Consider the following 21,266-nt stretch of genomic DNA (forward strand, 5'->3'; position numbering starts at 1 on the left):
CACGAATGCGTCAACCCGGCGCGTCGAGCCAGCCGGCGAACCCCAGCCCCGCGTCCAGCACCGCCACCGCGCCGGCGGGGGTGCCGGGGGCGATGCGCAGCGGCGCCAGCCCCATCGCCGCGCGCGGGGCATCGGTCGCCATGGCGATGCAGTCCTTTAGCGCCACGCCGCCCAGAAGATGCAGCCGGGCCAGCGCCGTCATCATGTCCAGATGCGCCCCGGCCAGCGCACCCTGATCGTTGACCAGACGCCCGTTTTCCAGCCGGATCCGCTTGCCATACAGGGTGAACTGATCCGGCCCGCCCACGGTGGGCATCGCGTCCGAAACCAGGAAGCAGCGCCCCGGCCCCTGTTCCCGCTGCGGCCGCGCCGCGATCGCCAGCCGCAGCATCGGCCAGTCCACATGCAGCCCGTCGGCGATCATCCCCAGCCACGCGTCCGACAGGATCGCCGCCGCCGCCAGCCCCGGGGCGCGGTGGTGCAGGGGCGGCATGGCGTTGAACAGATGCGTGGCCATGGTGATGCCGCGGCCAAATGCCGCCCCGGCCTCATCGGCGCTGGCCGAGGAATGCCCGGCCGACAGCACCACCCCCAGCGCCCGCGCCCGCGCCAGCAGCGCGGGATCGGCGAGTTCCGGCGCCAGCGTCAGCAATACCGGCACCCCCGCCGCGCGCAGCCGTTCCAGCACCGCCAGCGTGCGCACGTCCAGCGGCCGGATATGGCTTGGGTCGTGGGTGCCGCGGCGCTCGGGGGCGATGTGGGGGCCCTCGATATGAATGCCCTCGATGCCCGGCTGGCCGCGCGCGGCGATCACCGCATCGGCGGCGGCGTCCAGCACCTCGGGGGCGTCGGTGATCACGGTGGGCAGGATCGCGTGGGTGCCAAGGCGGCGATGCGCGGCGCGGATGGCGGCGATGCCCGCGGCCGAGGGGTCCGCGTTGAACAGCACGCCCCCGCCGCCGTTCACCTGCAGGTCGGTCGGCCCCGGCATCGCCAGATGCACGCGCAGGTCCGGCGTCGCCCCCGCCAGCGGCGCCACCGATTCGATGCGCCCGCCGCGGATGCGCAGCCCCAGCCCGGGGCGCAGCGCACCCTCCACCCAGGTCAGCGCCGGGGCGATCAGCGCGTCCATGCCGCGCCCTCCTCGGCCTCGCGCAGCGCCAGCAGCGCCGCGCCGCGCACGCCGCTGGCATCCCCGAACCGCGCCAGCCGCAGCGCCGGCGGCGGCACCCCCGCCATCAGCCGCGGGGCCAGCGCGCGTTCCAGCCGCGCCACCACCCCCGGCATCCGCGACAACCCGCCGCCCAGCACCACCACCGGCGGGGCGAGGGTCATCTGCAGCACCTCCAGCGCCTCGGCGGCGAGATCGGCCCAGATGTCCAGCACCGCCTCGGCGCCGGGCGCGTCTGCCAGCGCCCTGGCGCCGCCGGGGATCCCCATTCCATCGGCCAGCCGCGCCAGCCCGGGCCCCGCGACATAGCTTTCAATGCAGCCCTGCCGCCCGCAGCCGCAGGGCCACAGCCCCAGCCCGTGCCGCGCCAAGGCCCGCGCCGGCATCCCGCAATGGCCAAGCTCGACCGCGATGCCGCCGTGGCGCGGCGCCGGCCGGCCGTCGAGACACAGCCCCGCCGCCAGCCCCGTGCCCAGCACCAGCCCGACCGAGGCCCCCGTGGCACTGCCCGCGCCGCCGTTCGCTTCCGAAAACGCCAGCGCCATGGCGTCGTTCATCACCGGCAGCGCCCGCCCGGCGATCTCGCGCAGGCGGCTTGCCATATGCTCGCCGCCAATCGGCAGGTTGGCGGCGTGGACGAGGCCGCTGTCCGGCTGAACCACCCCCGACATGGCGATGCCGATGGGCAGCCCGGTCCCGCCTTGCCCGCGCAGCCACGCCACCTGCGCCGCCAGCGCCGCAAAGAACGCCTCCGCGTCACTGCGCGGCGTTTCCACCCGCCGGCTGCCGCCCGGTTCCATCCCCGGCCCGAACAGCCGCGCCTCGATCTTGGTGCCGCCGATGTCGAGCCCGCCGCAGATCATGGTCCCTCGCTAGTATCTCGAGACATCCGCCGGCTCGACCGGCGGCACCCGCCGGATCGCCGCGTTCTCATAACGCTTCGCCTCGGTGAGGAAGGAGTAGATCGCGCCCTGCATGGCGTGAATGAAGCCCAGCCAGCCGCAGCGCCACATTCCATGGCCGAAATACCATTTCAGGAAGAACATGGGCGGGCTGACCAGCATTTTCAGGGGGCTGGGTGCGGCGCCGCGCAGCGCCTTCATTTCCGCCTTGAGCGACGAATACTTGTTCTTCTTTTCGATTTGCTCGCCCAGAGTCAGCGGGCTGAAATGCAGCAGCCCCCCGGGGGACGCCTTGCGGACGTCGCCGTCGATCCTGATGCCCTCGTGCACTAGGTCGGTGGGATCGAATCGCCCGCTCCCCCGCCGAAACAATCGGTTATGATAGCGTTCATGCGCGGCGGGCGGCACGAAACCGTAGCCGGGCAGATAGTCATATCGGGTCAGCCGCCAGCCATCGACCTCGGGTTGCTGCAGCAGCGCGGGCAGAGCGGCGGCCAGCTTGGGGCTGACCCTCTCGTCGCTGTCGATGCTGAGGCACCAGTCCTGCGTGCACTGGTCCAGCGCGAATTGTTTCTGCGCACCAAATCCGCGCCATTTCTCGTGCAGGATCTTCAGCGGCAGCCCTTCATCCTGGAGCCGCTGCAATATCTTCAGGGTAGCGTCGGTGGAACCGGAATCGACCACGACGATTTCGGCACAAAACGAGACGCTGCGGATGCAATTCTCGATGACGCGCTCTTCGTTCTGACAGACCACGAATGCAGAAACCGGCAGGATCATTCATCCGTCCCTTCGTTCCACCAGCCGGTGCGGGCGCGGTGATGCAGCGCGCGCAGTCGGGCGAAAGCCGTGTCATTCACCTGCATCCGGTCGTAAACTGTCTTGAATATCATCCCGGCGGGGCCATAGGCGAAAAACGGCTCCAACCGCCAATACATGTTGCGTAGCGTATCATCGGTGCCGACCGTAAACACCGACATTCCCTCGAACAGCGGGACCAGTTCGGTCTGCAGCGTCTCGATCCGGCCCGGCAATGGCGCCAGCGCCTCGGCTCCGCGGATATAACGGTCGGATTCGCCGACCTTGACGGTATTGCCCAGAAGCGAGGCCATCATTCCGATTGCGCAGGCCTGCGGGTCCGGGGCGTGCTCGGCAAAAGTGTCTGCGGCCGAGATCAGCCAGCGCAGGTTCAGATTCCGGCACAGGAACCCTGCCTCTTGCGTCCAGAGCGTGATGAACCGCTCCACATTCTCGGCCGAACGGACTTCGCGCCGGATAAGGACGATCAGCGCCGCGTGGTGGAAAAGTAGTTCTGACTGACCGGAAAACTCGCAGCGCAGGTTCGCCAGATGCCGGTCGAGCGATTTTTCCGACCCCCGCGTCTGCACCGCCTCGCCCGCGTCGATGACCCGCTCGCGCATCGCCGCCAGATCAGGGTCCGCGACCACATGCCGCCGCGCGCCCCAGCGCTTGCGGTGCTGGTTGAGCGACAGCAGACGCTCCAACCGGGTTTTCCTGCGCCGGACCATGTGCCTATGACCGCCGCGCAACGACCGCGTGGAGTTGCGGATCGAAACTGAAATCACACTCTGCCAGCGCCGCCCGATAGCCGGGGCTCAGATCGTCGCTGCCAATTTCGTCCTTGGGGCGTGCCGAAGCGTTCATATAAGCCTTGAGCCGGCGTGATGCCTGTTTCTGGTCGATGAAGGGCCTGATCTTGCGTCCGAACGGATAGTAGAGGATCTGGTCCCGCAAGTCCCGGATCTTGGGGCGGGGAATGCGAGACACGCCACCATTCAACCACTGGGTTGCCAACGCCGTATCGCGGGCGGTCCGAAACCAGGCCAGACTGAAAAGAACCTGATCCCAGATATTTGGATGCTCGTCGCAAAGCCGCACCCATTCCTCCAGCACCTTGCCTGCCGCTTCGGTGGCATTGAGGTAAATGAGATAGGAAATATCTTCCCATCCGGCACGGCGGACGAACGCGATATCGAAAGGGTTGCCCATCAGGAAGGTGGGCGGGCGCAGGATCGCCGCATCGGCGTCAATCCAGCAGATCGGACGGCCGCTTTCGCGCCAGGCCGCTTCGATCACGCGCGCCTTCAGGCCGGTATTGGCGACCCAGGAACCTTTCGAGGCCACAGGCGCGATCCGGTGCGGCAGCCCATGGCGGTCGAGCGAAGCTCGCAGATCGGCCGCGAGCGCCTCGTAGGGTGTATCGGTGGTGTAATAGGAAACGAAAAGCGGCGGCTCGCCTTGCGGGCTTTCGTAAAGCGCGATCTCTTGCTTGAGATCGGCCGTGCAGGTCAGATCGACGCCCTCTGGGCGGCGCAGGTGCGCAACGATCCTTTCGCGCGGACCGGTCAGCGCCTCCGGTAGCGGCCGCAACGATAGGCCGGCACGCGCTATATAGTCTGATGGAGTCATTCTAGGATTCCACTCGGCGCGCTAGCCTGCGCCGGAGAAGGCCGCGGTAATAATTTACTTTAAAAAAGCGGGCAGGGTTCTTTTTTCCACGTTGCAGCAGCATTTCTGCGGCAGCCCGCTCCCCTTCCAAATGCGATGGCCCCTGCCCGGGAGGGGCATGATGTACAATGCGGGGGGCGACCAACCAAGCCCGCGAATGATACAGGTCCACGGGCCAGTCAGAAACGCAGCTGACAGGAGTTGTCGCACGTAGAAGTTCGCGGGCCATAATCAGGGATAATGTGTAACCGGTGCAACCTGAGGCTCGCCTTGTCGGACGATGCATCACCCACCGCCCAACATTTTGTCGCTGCCAAGGCAGTGCGCGCCCAGAATAATGGTAAAGCAAGGCCAATGTATCCGTCAAATGGTGTCCTGCCCGTATAAAGTCTGGAAAGTCCGGCGTCAGGATCGCATCATCCTCAAGCACGACTGCTCCAGCAAGTTCCTCGTCCGTAATAATATTGTAAATTCGACGGTGCGACAAAGCACAGGCAAATTCGGAGTCCGTCATCGGACGCTTTAATTTGACATGGGCAGCTTCGCGATCGATCATCGCTTCATACTCAGCAGGCAACCCCTTACGCCCATCAACGCCAAATATCAGCCGCCATTGCAAGCCCATTTCCTTGAGCTGATCCAGCAATGGCTGGCGGCGTTCCTCGTCGCCCTCCAGCGTCAACACGAAAACCGGCCAATCCGTCTGCACCGTGGTAACCTCAAGCAGATAATAAAGGAGCCCCGGCATCGCCGGGGCTCCAATCAATCAAACCGCGGCTCACTCGGCCGACTCATCCCGCTTCTCCGCCGAGATCTCCTCGCCGGTTTCCTGGTCGACCATCTTCATGCCCAGGCGCACCTTGCCGCGGTCGTCGAAGCCCAGCAGCTTGACCTTGACCTCTTGCCCCTCTTTCAGCAGCTCGTTGGGGTGGGTCAGGCGGCGGCTGGCGATCTGGGAGACGTGGACCAGGCCGTCGCGCTTGCCGAAGAAGTTCACGAAGGCGCCGAAATCGACCAGCTTCACCACCTTGCCGGTGTAGATCTGGCCCTCTTCGGGCTCGGCCACGATCGAGTGGATCATGTCGTAGGCCTTCTTGATGGCATCGGCGTTGGCCGAGGCGATCTTGATGGTGCCGTCGTCGTTGATGTCGACCTTGGCGCCCGAGACCTCGACGATCTCGCGGATGACCTTGCCGCCCGAGCCGATCACTTCGCGGATCTTGTCGGTGGGGATGGTCATGGTCTCGATCCGCGGGGCGTGGGCGGAAAACTCGCGCCGGCCTTCGGTCAGGGCCTTGCCCATCTCGGCCAGGATGTGCATCCGGCCGTCTTTCGCCTGCGCCAGCGCCTGTTCCATGATCGCCGGGGTGATGCCCTGGACCTTGATGTCCATCTGCAGGCTGGTGATGCCGTTCTCGGTCCCGGCGACCTTGAAGTCCATGTCGCCCAGGTGATCCTCATCGCCCAGGATGTCGGTCAGCACCGCCCAGTTGTCGGCGTCTTCCAGCACCAGGCCCATGGCCACGCCCGCGACCGGCGCCTTCAGCGGCACGCCCGCGTCCATCATCGACAGCGAGCCGCCGCAGACCGAAGCCATCGACGACGAGCCGTTGGATTCGGTGATCTCGGACACCACGCGGATGGTATAGGGGAAGTCGGTCGGGCTGGGCAGCACCGCCTGCAGCGCGCGCCAGGCCAGCTTGCCGTGGCCGATCTCGCGCCGGCCGGGGCTGCCGACACGGCCGACCTCGCCCACGGAATAGGGCGGGAAGTTGTAGTGCAGCAGGAAGTTTTCGCGGAAATTGCCGTGCAGCGCGTCGATGATCTGTTCGTCATCGCCGGTGCCCAGCGTGGTGACGACCAGCGCCTGGGTCTCGCCGCGGGTGAACAGCGCCGAACCGTGGGTGCGCGGCAGGATCCCGACTTCCGAGCGGATGGCGCGGACGGTGCGGTTGTCGCGGCCGTCGATCCGGGCGCCGCCGCGGATGATGTCGCCGCGCAGGATGCCCGATTCCAGCTTTTTCAGCGCCGAGCCCAGGTTCGGGTCGGCGAGTTCATCCTCGGTCAGGCCGTCCTTGATCTTGAGCTGCGCGGCCTCGATGGCGTCGCGGCGCTCGGCCTTGTTGAAGATGCCATAGGCGGCGCGCATGTCAGCCTCGCCCAGCGCCCGCACCCGCTCGTACAGCGCGGAATAATCCGGCGACTGGAAGGGGAAGGGCTCTTTCGCGGCGGCTTCGGCCAGCTCGACGATCAGGTCGATCACCGGCTGCATCTGCTCGTGCCCGAACTTCACCGCGCCGAGCATTTCCTCTTCGGTCAGCTCATAGGCTTCGGATTCGACCATCATCACCGCATCGCGGGTGCCGGCGACCACCAGGTCCAGCCGCTGCTCGGGGTTCGAGCGCAGGCGGTCCATGTCGGCGACCTCGGGGTTCAGCACGTATTCGCCGTTGGCGAAACCGACGCGGGCGCCGGCGATCGGGCCCATGAAGGGCACGCCCGACAGGGTCAGCGCGGCCGAGGCGGCGATCATCGCGACGATATCGGGGTCGTTGACCAGATCATGCGACAGCACCGTGCACATCACCAGCACTTCGTGCTTGAAGCCGGGGGCGAACAGCGGGCGGATCGGACGGTCGATCAGACGCGCGGTCAGGGTTTCCTTTTCGGTGGGCCGCGCCTCGCGCTTGAAGAACCCGCCGGGGATCTTGCCGGCCGCGTAGTATTTTTCCTGGTAATGCACGGTCAGGGGGAAGAAGTCCTGCCCCGGCTTCGGCTCTTTCGCGAACGTCACGTTGGCCATGACCGAGGTCTCGCCCAGCGTGGCGATGACCGAGCCGTCGGCCTGGCGGGCAACCTTGCCCGTTTCCAGCGTCAGGGTTTCCTGGCCCCACTGGATCGATTTCTTCACTTCGTCGAACATATGATTTCCTCTGGGCGCGCCGGCCCTCCGGCCGCCCGTGTCATGTGGCGGCCCCATTGCCGCCGCCCCCTATCCTTTGCACGCGGCCGGGGGCTGGCCGCACGTCACAGATTGGCGGGCCATAGCGGAAAATGCGGCGCAAGGAAAGGGATTCGACATCGGCGCGGGCGGGCGGAATGGGGGCGGGCGGCAAACCGCCAAGGCTGCCGCCCGCACACCTCCGGCGCCGCGAGGAAAGCGAGGGTCAGGCGATGGCGAGAGTCTTGCGTTCGGCAGCCTCGTCGGCCTGGCGAGCGGTGTCCACGGCCTTGTCGGTGGGCCAAGGGCGCTCGGCCAGCCTGGCGATGCGGGTGAGCATATCGAGGCTGCTTTCGCCGGCCTGCGCGCGGATGGCCCAGGCGCGGGCGGCGGCCTCGTCGTCTGGAACCGGGACGGCGGGGCGGGCGGAGGTTGCTGCCGGGCTGGCCGCGGTCGCAGCCCCAGCACTGGCAGCCCCAGCACTGGCGGCCGCAGCACCGGCAGCGGCGGGTTGCTGCGCGGCCTGCAACCCCTCGGGCGAAATGTCGAACCGCGCCGCCTCGCCCAGCGGGGGCAGCGGCGTCGCCGCGGCCGTCTGCGGCGGCGAGGCAGCGGCGGGCGGGCCCGGCGGGGTGGCGGCCCGACCGGTGGCAGAAGCGGCGGGGGTGGTCGCGCCGATGCCCAGCAGCGATCCGACGGTCTTGAGGGTCGTGTTGATCAACATGACGTATACTCCGACTGACTACGGACCGAGCATTAGGGCGCCGCCCCCCGGAATCCAGATTCGAATTAACGGCATTTTAACGGATATCGCCGCCCGGGGCGCCGCAATGAAAAACGCCCGCGGCAATTGCCGCGGGCGTTCCAGAACCGATGCGCCTGATGCGATCAGCGGCGCAGGCCCAGCCGCGCGATCAGGTCGGTATAGCGCTGCTCGTCCTTGCGCTTGAGGTAGTCCAGCAGCTTGCGGCGCTGCGCGACCATCATCAGAAGGCCACGACGCGAGTGGTTGTCCTTCTTGTGGGTCTTGAAATGCTCGGTCAGCGTCGCAATGCGCGAGCTGAGGATCGCCACCTGCACCTCGGGCGAGCCGGTGTCGCCTTTCTTGGTGGCGTATTCGCCCATGACGCGGGCTTTTTCTTCGACGGTGATCGACATCGTGGTCTCCTGAACAAAAGGGTGATGGCACAGGCCGGGATGTCGTCCAGCGCAGGCCCGTGGAGTGATCCGCCCGATTCGGTTTGGATGGATCGGGCGCGTATAGGGCAGGCAGGGCCGAAAGGAAAGCCCGGTCAGCAAGCCCGGTCAGCCGGGGGCCGGCTGGGCCGCAGGCAGGGCCAGCGCCAGCGTCACATGCGCGGGAGTCAGCCCGGCAGCGGTCTGCACATGCGCGACCGGCGAGCCGTTCAGCCGGATCAGCGCCGAGCCGTCGGGCTGCTGCTCGATTGCCACCACCGCGGCGGACAGGTCTTCGGGCGCCAGCAGCAGCTCGATCCGGTCCTCGGCGGCGTCGAAATCGGCGATGGTGGCGGGCGGACGCTCGGGCGCCGCACCGGCGGGCAGCTGGAACAGGTCGCTGCCCGGCCCGCCTTCCAGCCAGTCATCCGCATTCCCGACCAGCGTGTCGTCGCCCTCGCCCCCATGCAGCCAGTCGCGGAACAGGTCGTCCTCGTCGGCGATCAGCAGGTCGTCGCCCTCGGCCCCCTCCAGGTCGTCGCTGCCGGGACCGGCGCGCAGCGTGTCGTTGCCCGGGCCGCCGTGCAGCCAGTCGTCGCCGGCGCCGCCGTCAAGCTGGTCGTCACCCTCGCCCCCGAACAGCGTGTCGTTGCCCGATCCGCCCTCGATGCTGTCGTCGCCGCCCTCGCCAGAGATCAGGTCGTCGCCGGCGCCGCCCAGCAGCGTGTCGTTGCCAAAGCCGGTGGTGGTCCAGTCGCCATGGATCACGTCGTCGCCGGCGCCGCCGTGCACCCAGTCATCCCCGGCGCCGGCGCGGATGTCGTCGGGGCCTGACCCCGCCAGGATGGTGTCGTTGCCGGCGGTGCCGTCCAGCCACACGCCGTCGTCGCCGCCCTCGATCAGCTGCCCCGGAGTTTCGGTGTCGTCAGGGTCCTCGGGGTCCAATCCGCCGGGCTGGCTTTCGTCCATGTCGTCGTCCGACATGAAATCGAAAGCCACGGCCAGCATCACCAAGCTGGTCAACCCGAGCAGCACTAGCATAATCACGACCTCGGCAACAGGCGGCGCAGACGCCACGACTCGGTTCTAGCCCCGAACCCGCCTGCGATCACCCGGAATGTCCGTTAAGGATTAACGGGTTAGCCCCGAGGACGCCGCAGCCAGACGTAATAGGCGCCGCCGCCGCCGTGGCGGACATGGGCGGGCACCACCTGCAGCACCGCCCGCGACAGCGGCGCCATCGCCAGCCAGTGCGGCACCTCGTGGCGCAGCGCCCCGTTGCGGACCGGCAGCGGGCCGCGGTCGTCGCTGCCGCGTTCGCCCTTGCCGGTGATCACCAGCACCAGCCGCTGCCCCGCCGCCTGCGCGCGCAGGACAAAGCCGGTCAGCTCGGCCTTGGCGACGGAAAGCGTCATCCCGTGCAGGTCCAGCCGCGCATCCGGGCGCAGCTTGCCGCGGGTCAGCGAGCGGTGGGTGCGCGCATCCATCTGCAGCGGCTGTTCGGCCAGCCGCTGGGCAGGCGAAAGGACCCGCGCCACATGCACCGGCAGGGGCGCGGCGCTGCGACCGATGCCAAAGCCGGGCGGCAGCGGGCGCGATGCAGGGGCTGGCGCCGCTGCGGGGGCCGGGGGTGTGGGTGCGGGCGGCGGGGTCTCGATCTTGCGGCGCTGGCGTTCCGCCATGGGGGTGATGCTGCGCGCGACCTGCGCCCAGAGTGCCCGGTCCTCGTCCGACAGCCCGCCCCGGTTGCGGCGGCGGGCCATGTCAGGCGGTGGCGACCAGCTGCCAGTTCGGGTCGTCCTGACCCATCCGGCGCTCAAAGGTCCAGATGTCGCGCTGCTTGCGGGCGGCCTTGGGGTCGCCCTCGATCACCTCGCCCGAGGCATCGCGATGCGCCGCGATCAGCTCGCCCACGAAGCGGACCGAGACCGTCGCCACCCCGGTCGCCGGATCGAAGCTGGCGCCCTGCACGGCGGTTTCGCGGGTGCCCAGATACTGCATCTGGGTGGTGATGCCGCGGGCGGTGCGGTCGGCGATCACCGCGTCGAAGGCCTCGGCCACGGCGGGGGACAGGAACGGGCGGATCTCCTCGATCTCGCCGCGCTCGAACCCGGTCAGGATCATCTCATACGCCTGTTTCGCGCCCGACAGGAACGGGCCGACGGCGAATTGCGGCTCGACCCGGTGCATGGCGGCCAGGGCCTCGGCCTCGGGGGTGCCGGCCTCGACGTGGTCCAGGATGTCGCTTTCAGGCTCGGCGGTCACGGTCCGCAGCGTGGGGCGCGACAGCGGCGTGGGCTGGCGCGGCGGCTCGAACCCCTCGCGCGTGCCCAGCACGTTGCGCAGCCGCAGGATCAGGAACACCGCGATGGCCGCCAGGACCAGAATCTGAAGCATCGAATTGGACATGGGGCGGGGCCTCGGGCGATTGGTCTGGCGTGACGGCGATGCCTGACTATGTAGGTGGCAGCAGGCCGCGAGTCCAGTTGCGGCCCTACTGCGGGGTTCAACGATGTGGTTACTGATATTGCTCGTGCTCTGGCCGATCGTCGAGATCGCGCTGTTCATCGAGATCGGCTCGGAGATCGGCGTCGCCGCCACCATCCTGTGGGTGGTGCTGTCGGCGATGATCGGGATCTGGGCGATGCGGCTGCAGGGCATGGCGGCCATGGTCGACCTGCAGCGCGCGGTCGAGGATTTCCGCGACCCCGGCCGGCCCTTGGCGCACGGGGCGCTGGCGATGATCGGCGGCGGGCTGCTGGTGCTGCCGGGATTCTTCACCGATGCGCTGGGGATCCTGCTGCTGATCCCGCCGGTGCGCTCGGCGCTGCTGGGGTTGCTGGGGCGGCGGGTGCGGGCCTCGGCCGCCGCCAGTGCCCGCGGCACCCGCCCGGGCTGGCCGCCGGAACAGCCGCACCGCCCGCCGGTGATCGACGCGGAATATGTGGTGGTCGAGGAAACCGACGAGGATGTCCCGCCCCCGGATTACGACCACCCCGATGCGGGGCCGACGCCGCCGCAGGGCCCGGGCGGCCGCCGCGGCCCGCCTTCGGGCTGGACCCGGCATTGAGCGCGCGGGCCCGGGGTGGTAACACCCGGGGCGAAACGCTGACGCGAGGATCGACATGACCGACGACACCACCAACGGCGCCCCCGCGGGCGCGCAGCCCGCAGACGGGCAGCAGGCGCAGCCGCCCGCGGTGCGGATGAACATCCTCGCGCAATATATCCGCGACCTGTCCTTTGAAAACATCGTGGCGCAAAAGGGCATCGGCGGTGAGGTTGCCCCGGAAATGCAGGTGCAGGTCAGCCTGGACGCCCGCAAGCGCCCGGCCGATCACCAATATGAGGTGATCTGCAAATACCGGGTCAATTCGGTGAACTCGAACGACAAATCCACCATGTTCCTGTGCGAGCTGGATTACGCCGGCGTGTTCCAGATCGAGGGCGTCCCCGAGGATCAGCTGCATCCGTTCCTGATGATCGAATGCCCGCGGATGCTGTTTCCCTTTGTGCGCCGGGTGCTGGCGGACATCATCCGCGACGGGGGTTTCCCGCCGTTCAACATGGACCCGATCGACTTCGTGGCGCTGTATCGCCAGGAACTCGCCCGCCGCGCCCAGCAGGCGCAGGGCGGCCGCCCCGAAGGCCAGCCCCTGTCCTGACCATGGCGGCCCCGGCAGTGGCCGGCACCGCGCAGATCAGGCCGCCCCGCCGGGCGGCCTTTTTTCCCTGCCTCGGCACAACCCGCAGCAAAGGGGCCGCGTGATGGCGAAACGGGCATGGCAGCGGATGCTGTCGGGACGCAGGCTGGACCTGCTGGACCCCACGCCGATGGATATCGAGATCGAGGACATCGCCCACGGGCTGGCGTTCGTGGCGCGCTGGAACGGGCAGACCCGCGGCGACTGGGCCTATACCGTCGCCGAACATTCCCTGCTGGTCGAGGAAATCCTGACCCGGCTGGACCCCGGCACGCATCCGCGCTGGCAGCTCGCGGCGCTGCTGCATGATGCGCCCGAATATGTGATCGGGGACATGATCTCGCCGGTCAAGGCGGCGCTGGGGCGGGAATATCAGGACATGGACGCGCGGATCGCTGCGGCGGTGCACCGCCGCTTTGGCCTGCCCGCGGTCATTCCGGCGGCGGTGCGCACGCAGATCAAGCGCGCCGACCGCATCTCGGCCCGGCTCGAGGCGGTGGGGATCGCCGGCTTCACCCCGGCCGAGGCCGAGCGGCTGTTCCCCCTGCCCCGCGGCGTCAGCACCGAGGGGCTGAGCCTGCGGCTGCGCCCGCCGGCCGAAACCCGCGCGGCGTTCCTTGCGCGCTTTGAGGCGCTGATGGCGCGGCTGGACGGCTGAGCCTCAGGCAAGGCCCGGCGTCCGCCGCCCCGGCAGCCTCAGGCCAGAAGATCGTCCAGGCTGCGCCCGGCTTCCAGCTGCTCGGTCACCCAGCGCGGGCGACGGCCGCGGCCGGACCAGGTCTGGGTCGCGTCGGCGGGGTGGACGTATTTCGCCGCCCGCTCGCCCCCGGCGGCACCGCCCGCATTGCGGCGGCCGCGGCCGGTCCCGGTCAGTTCGGACAGGTTGAAGCCAAGTTCGCGCGCCGCACGCTCGGCCGCGGCCAGCGCCTCTTTCCGGCGGCGGGCGTCGAACGAGGCAATGGCGCGATCAACGCGCGTCTTCAGCGCGCGCAGATCATCCAGCGACATGTTGTCGATATCAATTTCCACGGATCATTCCTTTCGCGGGAAATCATTAATGACCAGCGAATGACAAATTCCGCACTATCCCGCAAGGGCAGATATCACCGAGGACCGCGTTTGGCCAATATCCGCTGCAATGTCCGGCGATGCATATGCAGGCGCCGCGCGGTTTCGCTGACATTGCGGTCGCATTGTTCATAGACCCGCTGGATATGTTCCCAGCGCACGCGATCGGCCGACATCGGATTTTCCGGCGGCGGCGGGAAACGCGAGACCTGCGCCAGCAATGCATTCGTCACTTCGTCGGCATCGGCGGGCTTGGGCAGGTAATCGGCAGCCCCGGCCTTGACCGCCGCCACCGCGGTGGCAATTGCGCCATATCCGGTCAGCACGACAATGCGGCAATTCTCGCGCTGCGCCCGCAGCACGTCGACGACATCCAGGCCGCTGCCATCTTCCAGCCGCAGGTCCACCACCGCATAGGCCGGCGCCCCCTGCGCCAGGGTTTCGCGCGCGGCGGCGACGCTGGTGGCGATCCGCGGGGCGAAGCCGCGGCGTTCCATGGCCCGTGCCAGCCGGTTCACGAATACCTCGTCATCGTCAACAAGCAGCAGGCTGGGGTCGTCGCCAATGGGCAGAGGTTCTTTCCCTGCATCCCCCGGAAGCGTGGAGTTATCTGCTGTCATGCCATTCTCGCTTGTCGTCTTTCCATTATCGCGCAAATCGCGCCCGCGTCAATTTGCCACTTATCCAGCGGCCTCGACGAAGCAGGCGACGCGGTCCGCCATCTCTTCGGGGCTGACCTCCCTGGTGAAGAACTCGACCGTGCCGTGGCCGGGCAACACCAGGAAACTGTTGGTCGTATGATCGACCAGATAGTTCTCCTTGTCCTCGGAATCATTGATGCGGAAATAGCCGCGCCAGGCCTGGCTGACCGCGGTCACTTCCTCGATACTGCCGGTCAGCCCCAGCATTTCGGGGTGGATCGCATCGGTAAAGAAGCGCAGCTGTTCCGGCGTATCGCGGGCCGGATCGACCGAAACGAATACCGGCTTGACCGAGATACCGCGTTCCGCAAGCACATCGACCGCCGCGGCATTGCGCGCGGTATCCATCGGGCAGACATCGGGGCAATAGGTATAGCCCATGTAAAGGATCGTCGGCCGGTCGAAGACCTGCTGATCGGTTACCCGCTGCCCGTTTTCGTCGGTCAGGGTAAAGCTGCCGCCCAGCGCCTCGGTTCCCCCGGCCACGGTCGAGCGGCGGCATTGCGCGAATTGGTCCCCGTCCGCCGGCCGCAGCCACATCCAGCCCGTGACCAGCACCAGCAGCGTCGCCAGCACCCCCAGAAGCATCAATCGGCGTTCCGTCATTTTCCGTTCCTCAGCATTGCCGTGACCCGCTGGGGCCGGGTATCAATTTTCAGCAGATTAGGCGAGACCGTAATGATGCCACAGACTTCCCCGCGCCGTGACGGCAGCGCTACACCACCGCCGGACCCCGCGCAGCGGGCGGCCCGGCCGGTGGCCCTGCCCCGGATGGCCTGGCGCGGGCCGATCCGGCCGCGCACGCTGATCGCCTCGCGATGGATCGCGCTGGCGGGGCAGGCGTCGGTGGTGGCGGGGGCCTGGGCGCTGGGGGCGCGGTTCCCGCTGATCCCGGTGATGGCGGTGATGGGCATCGCGGTGGTGCTGAACCTGCGGCTGGCGCAGCGGGCGCGGCGCGCGGATACCGACCGGGCGCTGGCGCAGCTGGCCTTCGACACGGTGCAGACCGGGATGGTGCTGACCCTGACCGGCGGCATCATGAACCCGTTCGCGCTGTTCGTGCTGGCGCCGCTGACCATCGGCGCCAGCGTGCTGCCGCTGCGCCATATCCTGATGCTGGCGGGGTCCACCGCGGTGATGCTGGTGCTGATGACCACCGTCTCGGTGCCGCTGAGCTTCCTGCCCGACACGCCGCTGCGACCAGAGCTGGCGCTGTATGTCGGGCGGGTGCTCGAGCTGTTCATCGGCGGAGCCTTTTTCGCGGCCTTCGTCTATCGGGTGTCGGCCGACCTGATGGCGACCTCGGCGGCGCTGGCGGCCACCCAGATGGGGCTGGAACGCGAACAGCGCCTTCAGCACCTGGGCGGGGTCGTCGCCGCCGCCGCCCATGAAATGGGCACGCCGCTGGCCACCATCAAGCTGATCGCCGCCGAGCTGGCCGAGGATCTGGGCGACCGCCCCGACGTGGCCGACGACCTGGCCGAGCTGCGCCGGTCCGCCGACCGCTGCCGCGACATCATGCGCAGCATGGGCAAGGCCGGCAAGGACGACCTGCTGCTGCACTCGGCGCCGCTGTCGGACCTGCTGGCCGAGGCCGCCGCCCCCCACCAGCAGCGCGGCGCGCATATCCGCATGAACCTCGGCGAGACCGGCGCGCTGATCGTGCGGCGCGAGGCCGGGCTGATCCACGCGCTGCGTAACCTGGTGCAGAACGCCGTGGATTTCGCCGCCGACACCGTCGAGGTGCAGGCCAGCCACGGCGACGGCCGCATCCGCATCGCCATCCACGACGACGGCCCGGGCTATCCGCCGCATCTGCTGGCCCGGCTGGGCGAGCCCTATCTGACCACCCGCAAGGCCGGCACCCAGGGCGATTCCTACGAAGGCATGGGGCTGGGGCTGTTCATCGCCCGCACCCTGCTGGAACGCAGCGGCGGCACGGTGAAGTTCGTCAACCGCGACGGCGCCACCGCGCTGGTGACCTGGCCGATGGCGGCGCTGCTGGCCGACGACCGGGTGGCGCTGGGGCCGAACCCGACAATCTCCGGTTGACCGCCGGCGCCGATTAACCATTCCTTAAGGCGAAGGGTGCTATCATTCTTTCCGGGTGCAACGCGGAAAGGCGGGCGATGACGGACGGTTACACTGTGGCGGCCGCGATCTTCGCGGGAGTGGTCTCGGTCCTGCTGGGACTGGCGCTGGCGCACCGCCTGTTCCGCGCCCCCCTTCCCGGTTCGACGCTGGCCGCCCGGCCGATGGCAGAGCCGGTAGCGCTGCTGTTCCGGGACCGGCGGCTGGTCGACGCCACCGCGCCCGCACGCTCGCTGCTCGAGGCGCTGCCGGGCGACGACGACTGGGCGCGGCTGTGGGGCTGGCTGGCGCAGCGCTTCGAGTCGCCGCAGTCGCTGCTGGAGCTTGCCGCGATCGAGGGCGCGGCCAGCCTGCGCGCCGGGCCCGGCCTCTCGGGGTTGCGGCTGGATATCGAGGATGCGGGGCACGGGCTCCTGCGGGTGCAGCTGGTCGACCCCTCGCTGGAACAGGCCGGAATCGTGGTGAACGCACATGCGCTGGCGGCGATGGAGGATGAGCTCGCGGTGCTGCGCGAATCGGTCGACCGCGCCCCGGTGCTGATCTGGCGCGAGGATGGCGACGGCCGCGTGACCTGGGCCAACGCCGCCTATCTGCAGGAAGCCGAGGCCCGCCACCCCGACCGGACCAGCTGGCCCCTGCCCCGGCTGATCGCCCTGCCCACTGACGCCGAGGGCACGCCCCGCGCCGAGCTGCGCAGCGACGACCGGGTGCGCTGGTTCGACTGCCACCTGCAGCCCTCCGGGGACCAGCGCGCGGTGTTCGCGGTGCCCGCCGACGACGCGGTGCGGGCCGAACGCAGCCTGCGCGATTTCGTGCAGACGCTGACCAAGACCTTTGCCGACCTGCCGATCGGGCTGGCGATCTTCGACCGCGACCGCAGGTTGCAGCTGTTCAACCCGGCGCTGATCGACCTCACCCGGCTCAACATCGGCTTCCTGGCGGCACGGCCGACGCTGTTTGCGCTGCTGGACGGGCTGCGAGAGCTGCGGATGGTCCCCGAGCCCAAGGATTACAACGGCTGGCGCAACTCCATGGCCTCGCTCGAGGCGGGGGCGGCGTCGGGGCTGCATGTGGAAACCTGGAACCTGCCGGGCGGCCAGACCTATCGGGTCACCGGCCGCCCGCACCCGGACGGCGCCATCGCCTTTCTGTTCGAGGATATCTCCAGCGAGATCGCGCTGACCCGCCGCTTTCGCGCCGAGCTGTCGCTGGGGGCCGAGATCCTGGACGGGATCGACGCGGCGGTGGCGATCTTCGACGGCGAGGGGCGGGTGCTGGGCGCCAACCGCGCCTTTGACGACACCTGGGGACCCGAGGCGGCCCAAAGCCTGCGCGGCTATCTCGAGCTGTGGCGCAGCACCGCCGCGGACAGCCCCGGCTTCCAGAACCTGCGCCGCGCCCTGGCGGCCGACCGCGGCGACGCCCCCCTGCAGGGCGCGATCGCCGGCCCGGAACAGCGGCTGCTGTGGTGGCGAGTCCGCCCCCTCTCTGGCGGCCGCCGCATGGTCAGCTTCACCGCGGCAATCTCTGGCGCGGGGGCGCCGGCAGGGGCCGAGCCAAGCCCGCAGACCCGAGCCGACAGCGACGCAGCGCATCTGCCGGGGAAGACGGCAGCCGGGCGCTGAGGGCGGGGGCTTCAGCGGCGGGAACCGCGCGTTGGGCAGCGAGACGAGCGCGGTGCCAGGCGAGCCCGCTATGTGACCACCGGGCCGGTTACTCCGCGCAGGTCAAGGAGTCGCGCGTTGGGACGGCAGGGCGGGAGCGGTTGTCCCCGCCAAATCCTTCGCCACGCTGCAGGATCACCATTCCGCCCGGGTCCAGGACCTCGCGGGCCCGGGAACTTCCCCATGCGACTGCGAAGCAGATACGGGTAGCGGACCGAATCCCCGTGAGGCCGCAAAGCCGGTTATTCCGGCCAGAGGCCGGAGGTCGCACCTGGGGACCGTGAAACGCGGTCGGTTGCCGGGCTGAATCCTACCCCAAGTGCCGGTTATGGCGTCCCGGCCCGGCGGAACGGCTACGGCTCCGTCGCGGGTCGGCCGTCGAAGATGACGCTACCAATACGGCAAGGACTGAAAGAAGCCCGTAGCCGCGAAGCTGGTTATTCCACCTGGCGGCCGTAAACCGTGCCACTGGGCGGCGGAACACCTCCGGGTGCAGGGCCGAATCCCTGCGACGCCCCAAGCGTCGGTCATGGCGTCCCGGCCCGGAGGGACGGCTACGACGCCGAGATGGCGGCCCATACGGCAAGGGGCGACGCAAGCCCCCCGCCGCGGGAGCTGGTCATTCTGGCCGGTCCAGGAGCCTCGCCTCGGAGCAGCGAGGCAGGCGCGGTCACCAGCCTATCTCCCCCGCAACATCGCAAGCGCCGATAATGGCGCCCTTCGACGTAGCAGTTACGCCCCCGCCTTAGGCCGCGCGCCGAAGATGGCGCTGCCGATGCGGATGTGGGTGGCTCCTTCGGAGATCGCGGTCTCGAAATCGGCGCTCATGCCCATGGACAGGGCGGGCAGGCCGTTCCTTGTGGCGATCTCGCGCAGCAGGCGGAAATGCGGGCGGGGGTCCTGGGCGTCCGGGGGGATGCACATGCAGCCGGTGACGGGCAGGTCCAGCGCGCGGCATTCGGCGATGAAGCCGTCGGCCTGCGCGGGGGCAATGCCGGCCTTTTGCGGCTCGTCCCCGGTGTTGACCTGCACGAACAGCTGCGGCGCGCGGCCGGTGTCCTGCACGATCCGCGCCAGCCGCTGCGCGAGCGAGGGGCGGTCGAGGCTGTGGATCGCGTCGAACAGCTCGACCGCGGCGCGGGCCTTGTTGGTCTGCAGCGGGCCGATCAGGTGCAGCTCGACCTGGCCCCAGCGGTCGCGCAGCGCGGGCCATTTGCGCTGCGCCTCTTGCACGTAGTTTTCGCCGAACACGCGCTGGCCGGCGTCAAGCGCGGCGGTCACGCGGTCGTCGGGCTGCAGCTTGCTGACGGCGATCAGCGTCACCTCGGCCGGATCGCGCCCGGCGGCGGCACAGGCGCGGTCGATCTGCTGGCGGATTTCGGTCAGTCCCATGGTGTCCCCCTAACCCGACAGGCGGAAAAGAAAAAGAGCGGGCGCTTGGCCCGCTCTTTCCGATCTTGCAACCGATCCGCGGATCAGAAGTTGAAGCGGACACCCATGTCGGCGGTGACCAGTTCGTCGTAGTCGCGCTGGACCGAGGCGCCCAGACGCGCGCCGCCGAGGTCGTAGTTCACGCCGATACCATAGGCGGTTTTGGTCGCACGCCAGTCCTGATCGTTACGAGCAACATAGGCTTCGATGTTGGTCAGGCCGTCGGCGAGAGTGTAGTCGCCATACAGCGCGAAGGTTTTACCGTCACCGATGACGGGCGCAGTGGCTGCCACCGCGGGAGTGCCGGGCTCGATGCCAATAATAGTAGTGCCGTCTTCATCATAGATGAGCGTGGGGTCGGTCCCGGGAACAGCCTCAGTCCCCGGCCGCAGCACACCCTCACCAGCATCGACATAGTTCAGGCCGATACGGGCGTTCTCCATGACGGCAAAACGAGCGCCAACAAAGAAGATGTCGTTGTCGTCGATGCCAGCGCCATTCTGAGTGTAAGCAGCCGACAGTTCCAGTTGGTCGTTCCAAGTGTATTCGGCGAGCAGGCCGATTTCTTTCTCTTCGCCCACGATCAGATCACGGGTCTGGTCGGGATTGATATAGGAGGCCCGCACAGTCAGATCGCCAAAGGTGTAAGCGGCGCCCACGCCGACACGGCCAGCGTTGGCATAGCCGTCGGTGTAAGCAAAGAAGTTGCCGGTCACGTCCGAGAACCCGACGGAACGGTCAAAGGCGCCCAGTTCGGTCGCGTAGATCAGGCTGGACGAGTCGATCGCGGTTTCGATGTTACCGATCTCGACGGTCAGGCCTTGGGCGCTGATCCACAGCTTGCCGGCCTGCTCGCGAAGGGCATCCCGACCCGAACCTGCGTTCTGGTCCCACTGGAAGCGCAGACGACCACCGAACTCGACACCGGCGTCGGTCTCAGTGGTGGCGTCAACGTTCATCCGCAGCCGCGAGATGACCTGAGTGTCTTTATCTGCGACCACGCCACCGCCAAGGGGATAGCCGTCTTCGTAGTAGATGATACCGGTCCGGCCGTAACCCGAGATGGTCACGTCGGCGGCGGCGACGCCAGCGGACAGCACCAGGGCGGTCGTGGCGAGAAGAGCCTTTTTCATGATCAAGTTCCCTCTTGTCTCTCTCTGATGCCCAAACCGGCTTTACCGCCTTGGGTATGAGGCATTAATTCGCCCGTCCCCCGCCACGATGCAACGCTTGCGCCCCGGACCGCAGCTTTTCGGCACGGTTGTGATGCAGCGGGGCCACAGTTTTTTGATGGAACCAATGCGGCACCCGTGATCTGGGACGTGGGAGCGCTGCGACTGGCCGCTTGTCGGGATGCCTCGATCCGCGCTAAAGCAGGCGCAAGGGTCCGGCCCGCGGGCCGGGCAAGACCGGGGTCAAGGATGAGGGACCGCATGAACATCGCAAAAGCCGCGACTCTGGCGGGTGCAGTGGCGCTTTGCGCGGCTCTCTCCGCGTGCAGCGGCGACCAGCGCCCCAGGACCGAGCGCGTCGATCCCGACATGCGCAATGAAAGCGGCACGATCTGGGATATTTTCGGCAGCCGCCGCAGCCCGAACGAGGCGGTGGCGGTGAACCGCTACCTTTGGAACGCCTCTCTCGAGGTGCTGAACTTCCTGCCGGTGCAGTCGATCGACCCGTTCACCGGGGTGATCGTGACGGGGTATGGCACGCCTCCGGGTGGCGGGCGGGCCTATCGGGCCACGGTGCAGGTGACCGATCCGGCGCTGGACGCGCGCTCGCTGCGGCTGTCGCTGCAGGGGCCGGGGGGAACGGCGGTGGCGCCCGACACGGTGCGCGCGGTGGAAGACGCGATCCTGACCCGGGCGCGGCAGCTGCGGGTGCGCGACGGGCGGCTGTAGGTTTCAGCTGGCGCTGGACGCGGGCAAGGTGGCGCCTGAGGCGCGGG

The 21,266-nt window shown here is 68.3% G+C and carries 23 protein-coding genes; 6 read left to right on the forward strand and 17 right to left on the reverse strand.

What is annotated here, in order from left to right:
- Nucleotides 1–10: 10 nt before the first annotated feature.
- The 12 genes from RSP45_RS10050 to RSP45_RS10105 all read right to left on the reverse strand — a co-directional run bounded on the left by RSP45_RS10050 (nt 11) and on the right by RSP45_RS10105 (nt 11,068).
- Nucleotides 11–1,132, reverse strand: a complete 1,122-nt coding sequence (locus RSP45_RS10050; protein WP_415391826.1) for an N-acetylglucosamine-6-phosphate deacetylase — start codon at nt 1,130–1,132, stop codon at nt 11–13.
- Complete coding sequence (locus RSP45_RS10055; protein ID WP_415391827.1) at nt 1,120–2,034, reverse strand: ROK family protein; 915 nt, start codon at nt 2,032–2,034, stop codon at nt 1,120–1,122. Before RSP45_RS10055 ends, RSP45_RS10050 begins: the two co-directional genes overlap by 13 nt.
- A gap of 9 nt (nt 2,035–2,043) precedes the next feature.
- The gene (locus tag RSP45_RS10060) at nt 2,044–2,853 is read right to left on the reverse strand and encodes a glycosyltransferase family 2 protein (protein ID WP_415391828.1); all 810 of its coding nucleotides are present in this window, start codon (nt 2,851–2,853) and stop codon (nt 2,044–2,046) included.
- The gene (locus tag RSP45_RS10065; protein WP_415391829.1) at nt 2,850–3,578 is read right to left on the reverse strand and encodes a hypothetical protein; all 729 of its coding nucleotides are present in this window, start codon (nt 3,576–3,578) and stop codon (nt 2,850–2,852) included. Before RSP45_RS10065 ends, RSP45_RS10060 begins: the two co-directional genes overlap by 4 nt.
- Before the next feature lie 28 nt (nt 3,579–3,606).
- The gene (locus RSP45_RS10070) at nt 3,607–4,503 is read right to left on the reverse strand and encodes a hypothetical protein (RefSeq protein ID WP_415391830.1); all 897 of its coding nucleotides are present in this window, start codon (nt 4,501–4,503) and stop codon (nt 3,607–3,609) included.
- Between the two features lies 1 nt (nt 4,504).
- Nucleotides 4,505–5,290 carry a glycosyltransferase family 25 protein gene (locus RSP45_RS10075; protein WP_415391831.1) on the reverse strand — a complete coding sequence of 262 codons (786 nt, stop codon included), beginning with the start codon at nt 5,288–5,290 and terminating at the stop codon, nt 4,505–4,507.
- Nucleotides 5,291–5,320: 30 nt separating this feature from the next.
- Nucleotides 5,321–7,465 (reverse strand): polyribonucleotide nucleotidyltransferase, encoded by a 2,145-nt coding sequence (gene pnp, locus RSP45_RS10080; RefSeq protein WP_415391832.1) that lies wholly within the window; start codon nt 7,463–7,465, stop codon nt 5,321–5,323.
- A gap of 244 nt (nt 7,466–7,709) precedes the next feature.
- Entirely contained in the window at nt 7,710–8,207 is a 498-nt protein-coding gene (locus RSP45_RS10085) for a hypothetical protein (protein ID WP_415391833.1), read from the reverse strand.
- Nucleotides 8,208–8,371: 164 nt separating this feature from the next.
- A complete protein-coding gene (gene rpsO, locus RSP45_RS10090) occupies nt 8,372–8,641 on the reverse strand; it encodes a 30S ribosomal protein S15 (protein WP_073065350.1) in 270 nt (89 codons plus the stop codon).
- 147 nt (nt 8,642–8,788) lie between these two features.
- Nucleotides 8,789–9,682: a calcium-binding protein gene (locus RSP45_RS10095; protein WP_415391834.1), complete on the reverse strand. Its 894-nt coding sequence runs from the start codon at nt 9,680–9,682 to the stop codon at nt 8,789–8,791.
- Nucleotides 9,683–9,798: 116 nt separating this feature from the next.
- Nucleotides 9,799–10,422, reverse strand: coding sequence for a Smr/MutS family protein (locus RSP45_RS10100; RefSeq protein ID WP_415391835.1), 624 nt, complete (start codon nt 10,420–10,422; stop codon nt 9,799–9,801).
- A gap of 1 nt (nt 10,423) precedes the next feature.
- Nucleotides 10,424–11,068 (reverse strand): Tim44/TimA family putative adaptor protein, encoded by a 645-nt coding sequence (locus RSP45_RS10105; protein WP_073065344.1) that lies wholly within the window; start codon nt 11,066–11,068, stop codon nt 10,424–10,426.
- Between the two features lie 124 nt (nt 11,069–11,192).
- Here RSP45_RS10105 and RSP45_RS10110 point away from each other — a divergent pair, with 124 nt between their 5' ends.
- The 3 genes from RSP45_RS10110 (at nt 11,193) to RSP45_RS10120 (ending at nt 13,021) form a co-directional block, all read left to right on the forward strand.
- Nucleotides 11,193–11,729 (forward strand): FxsA family protein, encoded by a 537-nt coding sequence (locus tag RSP45_RS10110; RefSeq protein ID WP_415391836.1) that lies wholly within the window; start codon nt 11,193–11,195, stop codon nt 11,727–11,729.
- Between the two features lie 55 nt (nt 11,730–11,784).
- Nucleotides 11,785–12,324 (forward strand): protein-export chaperone SecB, encoded by a 540-nt coding sequence (secB, locus tag RSP45_RS10115; protein WP_415391837.1) that lies wholly within the window; start codon nt 11,785–11,787, stop codon nt 12,322–12,324.
- A 103-nt stretch (nt 12,325–12,427) separates the two neighbouring features.
- On the forward strand, nt 12,428–13,021 hold the full coding sequence (locus tag RSP45_RS10120; protein ID WP_415391838.1) for an HD domain-containing protein: 594 nt from the start codon (nt 12,428–12,430) through the stop codon (nt 13,019–13,021).
- A gap of 38 nt (nt 13,022–13,059) precedes the next feature.
- On the opposite strand, the gene RSP45_RS10125 is transcribed toward RSP45_RS10120, so the two are convergent.
- The 3 genes from RSP45_RS10125 to RSP45_RS10135 form a co-directional block, all read right to left on the reverse strand.
- Entirely contained in the window at nt 13,060–13,392 is a 333-nt protein-coding gene (locus tag RSP45_RS10125; protein WP_415391839.1) for an H-NS family nucleoid-associated regulatory protein, read from the reverse strand.
- A gap of 74 nt (nt 13,393–13,466) precedes the next feature.
- Entirely contained in the window at nt 13,467–14,051 is a 585-nt protein-coding gene (locus RSP45_RS10130) for an ActR/PrrA/RegA family redox response regulator transcription factor (protein WP_415394044.1), read from the reverse strand.
- A gap of 60 nt (nt 14,052–14,111) precedes the next feature.
- On the reverse strand, nt 14,112–14,738 hold the full coding sequence (locus RSP45_RS10135; RefSeq protein ID WP_415391840.1) for an SCO family protein: 627 nt from the start codon (nt 14,736–14,738) through the stop codon (nt 14,112–14,114).
- Between the two features lie 72 nt (nt 14,739–14,810).
- On the opposite strand from RSP45_RS10135, the gene RSP45_RS10140 reads away from it, so the two are divergent.
- A complete protein-coding gene (locus RSP45_RS10140) occupies nt 14,811–16,184 on the forward strand; it encodes an ActS/PrrB/RegB family redox-sensitive histidine kinase (RefSeq protein ID WP_415391841.1) in 1,374 nt (457 codons plus the stop codon).
- Nucleotides 16,185–16,261: 77 nt separating this feature from the next.
- Nucleotides 16,262–17,848, forward strand: coding sequence for a PAS-domain containing protein (locus RSP45_RS10145; RefSeq protein ID WP_415391842.1), 1,587 nt, complete (start codon nt 16,262–16,264; stop codon nt 17,846–17,848).
- 771 nt (nt 17,849–18,619) lie between these two features.
- Here the strand turns inward: RSP45_RS10145 and RSP45_RS10150 are convergent.
- A complete protein-coding gene (locus RSP45_RS10150; protein WP_415391843.1) occupies nt 18,620–19,279 on the reverse strand; it encodes a YggS family pyridoxal phosphate-dependent enzyme in 660 nt (219 codons plus the stop codon).
- Between the two features lie 83 nt (nt 19,280–19,362).
- On the reverse strand, nt 19,363–20,451 hold the full coding sequence (locus RSP45_RS10155) for a porin (RefSeq protein WP_415391844.1): 1,089 nt from the start codon (nt 20,449–20,451) through the stop codon (nt 19,363–19,365).
- Nucleotides 20,452–20,751: 300 nt separating this feature from the next.
- On the opposite strand from RSP45_RS10155, the gene RSP45_RS10160 reads away from it, so the two are divergent.
- A complete protein-coding gene (locus RSP45_RS10160) occupies nt 20,752–21,219 on the forward strand; it encodes a DUF3576 domain-containing protein (RefSeq protein ID WP_415391845.1) in 468 nt (155 codons plus the stop codon).
- Nucleotides 21,220–21,266: the final 47 nt, after the last annotated feature.

The organism is Paracoccus sp. SJTW-4 (assembly GCF_047716885.1).
In the GTDB taxonomy this organism is placed as follows: Bacteria; Pseudomonadota; Alphaproteobacteria; order Rhodobacterales; family Rhodobacteraceae; genus Paracoccus; species Paracoccus solventivorans.

Bases quoted from the DNA above. Each gene is read 5' to 3' on its own strand.
- RSP45_RS10050 (WP_415391826.1), bottom strand. From the start codon at position 1,132: ATGGACGCGCTGATCGCCCCGGCGCTGACCTGGGTGGAGGGTGCGCTG.
- RSP45_RS10055 (WP_415391827.1), bottom strand. From the start codon at position 2,034: ATGATCTGCGGCGGGCTCGACATCGGCGGCACCAAGATCGAGGCGCGG.
- RSP45_RS10060 (WP_415391828.1), bottom strand. From the start codon at position 2,853: ATGATCCTGCCGGTTTCTGCATTCGTGGTCTGTCAGAACGAAGAGCGC.
- RSP45_RS10070 (WP_415391830.1), bottom strand. From the start codon at position 4,503: ATGACTCCATCAGACTATATAGCGCGTGCCGGCCTATCGTTGCGGCCG.
- RSP45_RS10075 (WP_415391831.1), bottom strand. From the start codon at position 5,290: ATGCCGGGGCTCCTTTATTATCTGCTTGAGGTTACCACGGTGCAGACG.
- pnp (WP_415391832.1), bottom strand. From the start codon at position 7,465: ATGTTCGACGAAGTGAAGAAATCGATCCAGTGGGGCCAGGAAACCCTG.
- RSP45_RS10085 (WP_415391833.1), bottom strand. From the start codon at position 8,207: ATGTTGATCAACACGACCCTCAAGACCGTCGGATCGCTGCTGGGCATC.
- rpsO (WP_073065350.1), bottom strand. From the start codon at position 8,641: ATGTCGATCACCGTCGAAGAAAAAGCCCGCGTCATGGGCGAATACGCC.
- RSP45_RS10100 (WP_415391835.1), bottom strand. From the start codon at position 10,422: ATGGCCCGCCGCCGCAACCGGGGCGGGCTGTCGGACGAGGACCGGGCA.
- RSP45_RS10105 (WP_073065344.1), bottom strand. From the start codon at position 11,068: ATGTCCAATTCGATGCTTCAGATTCTGGTCCTGGCGGCCATCGCGGTG.
- secB (WP_415391837.1), top strand. From the start codon at position 11,785: ATGACCGACGACACCACCAACGGCGCCCCCGCGGGCGCGCAGCCCGCA.
- RSP45_RS10120 (WP_415391838.1), top strand. From the start codon at position 12,428: ATGGCGAAACGGGCATGGCAGCGGATGCTGTCGGGACGCAGGCTGGAC.
- RSP45_RS10130 (WP_415394044.1), bottom strand. From the start codon at position 14,051: ATGACAGCAGATAACTCCACGCTTCCGGGGGATGCAGGGAAAGAACCT.
- RSP45_RS10135 (WP_415391840.1), bottom strand. From the start codon at position 14,738: ATGACGGAACGCCGATTGATGCTTCTGGGGGTGCTGGCGACGCTGCTG.
- RSP45_RS10140 (WP_415391841.1), top strand. From the start codon at position 14,811: ATGATGCCACAGACTTCCCCGCGCCGTGACGGCAGCGCTACACCACCG.
- RSP45_RS10145 (WP_415391842.1), top strand. From the start codon at position 16,262: ATGACGGACGGTTACACTGTGGCGGCCGCGATCTTCGCGGGAGTGGTC.
- RSP45_RS10150 (WP_415391843.1), bottom strand. From the start codon at position 19,279: ATGGGACTGACCGAAATCCGCCAGCAGATCGACCGCGCCTGTGCCGCC.
- RSP45_RS10155 (WP_415391844.1), bottom strand. From the start codon at position 20,451: ATGAAAAAGGCTCTTCTCGCCACGACCGCCCTGGTGCTGTCCGCTGGC.
- RSP45_RS10160 (WP_415391845.1), top strand. From the start codon at position 20,752: ATGAACATCGCAAAAGCCGCGACTCTGGCGGGTGCAGTGGCGCTTTGC.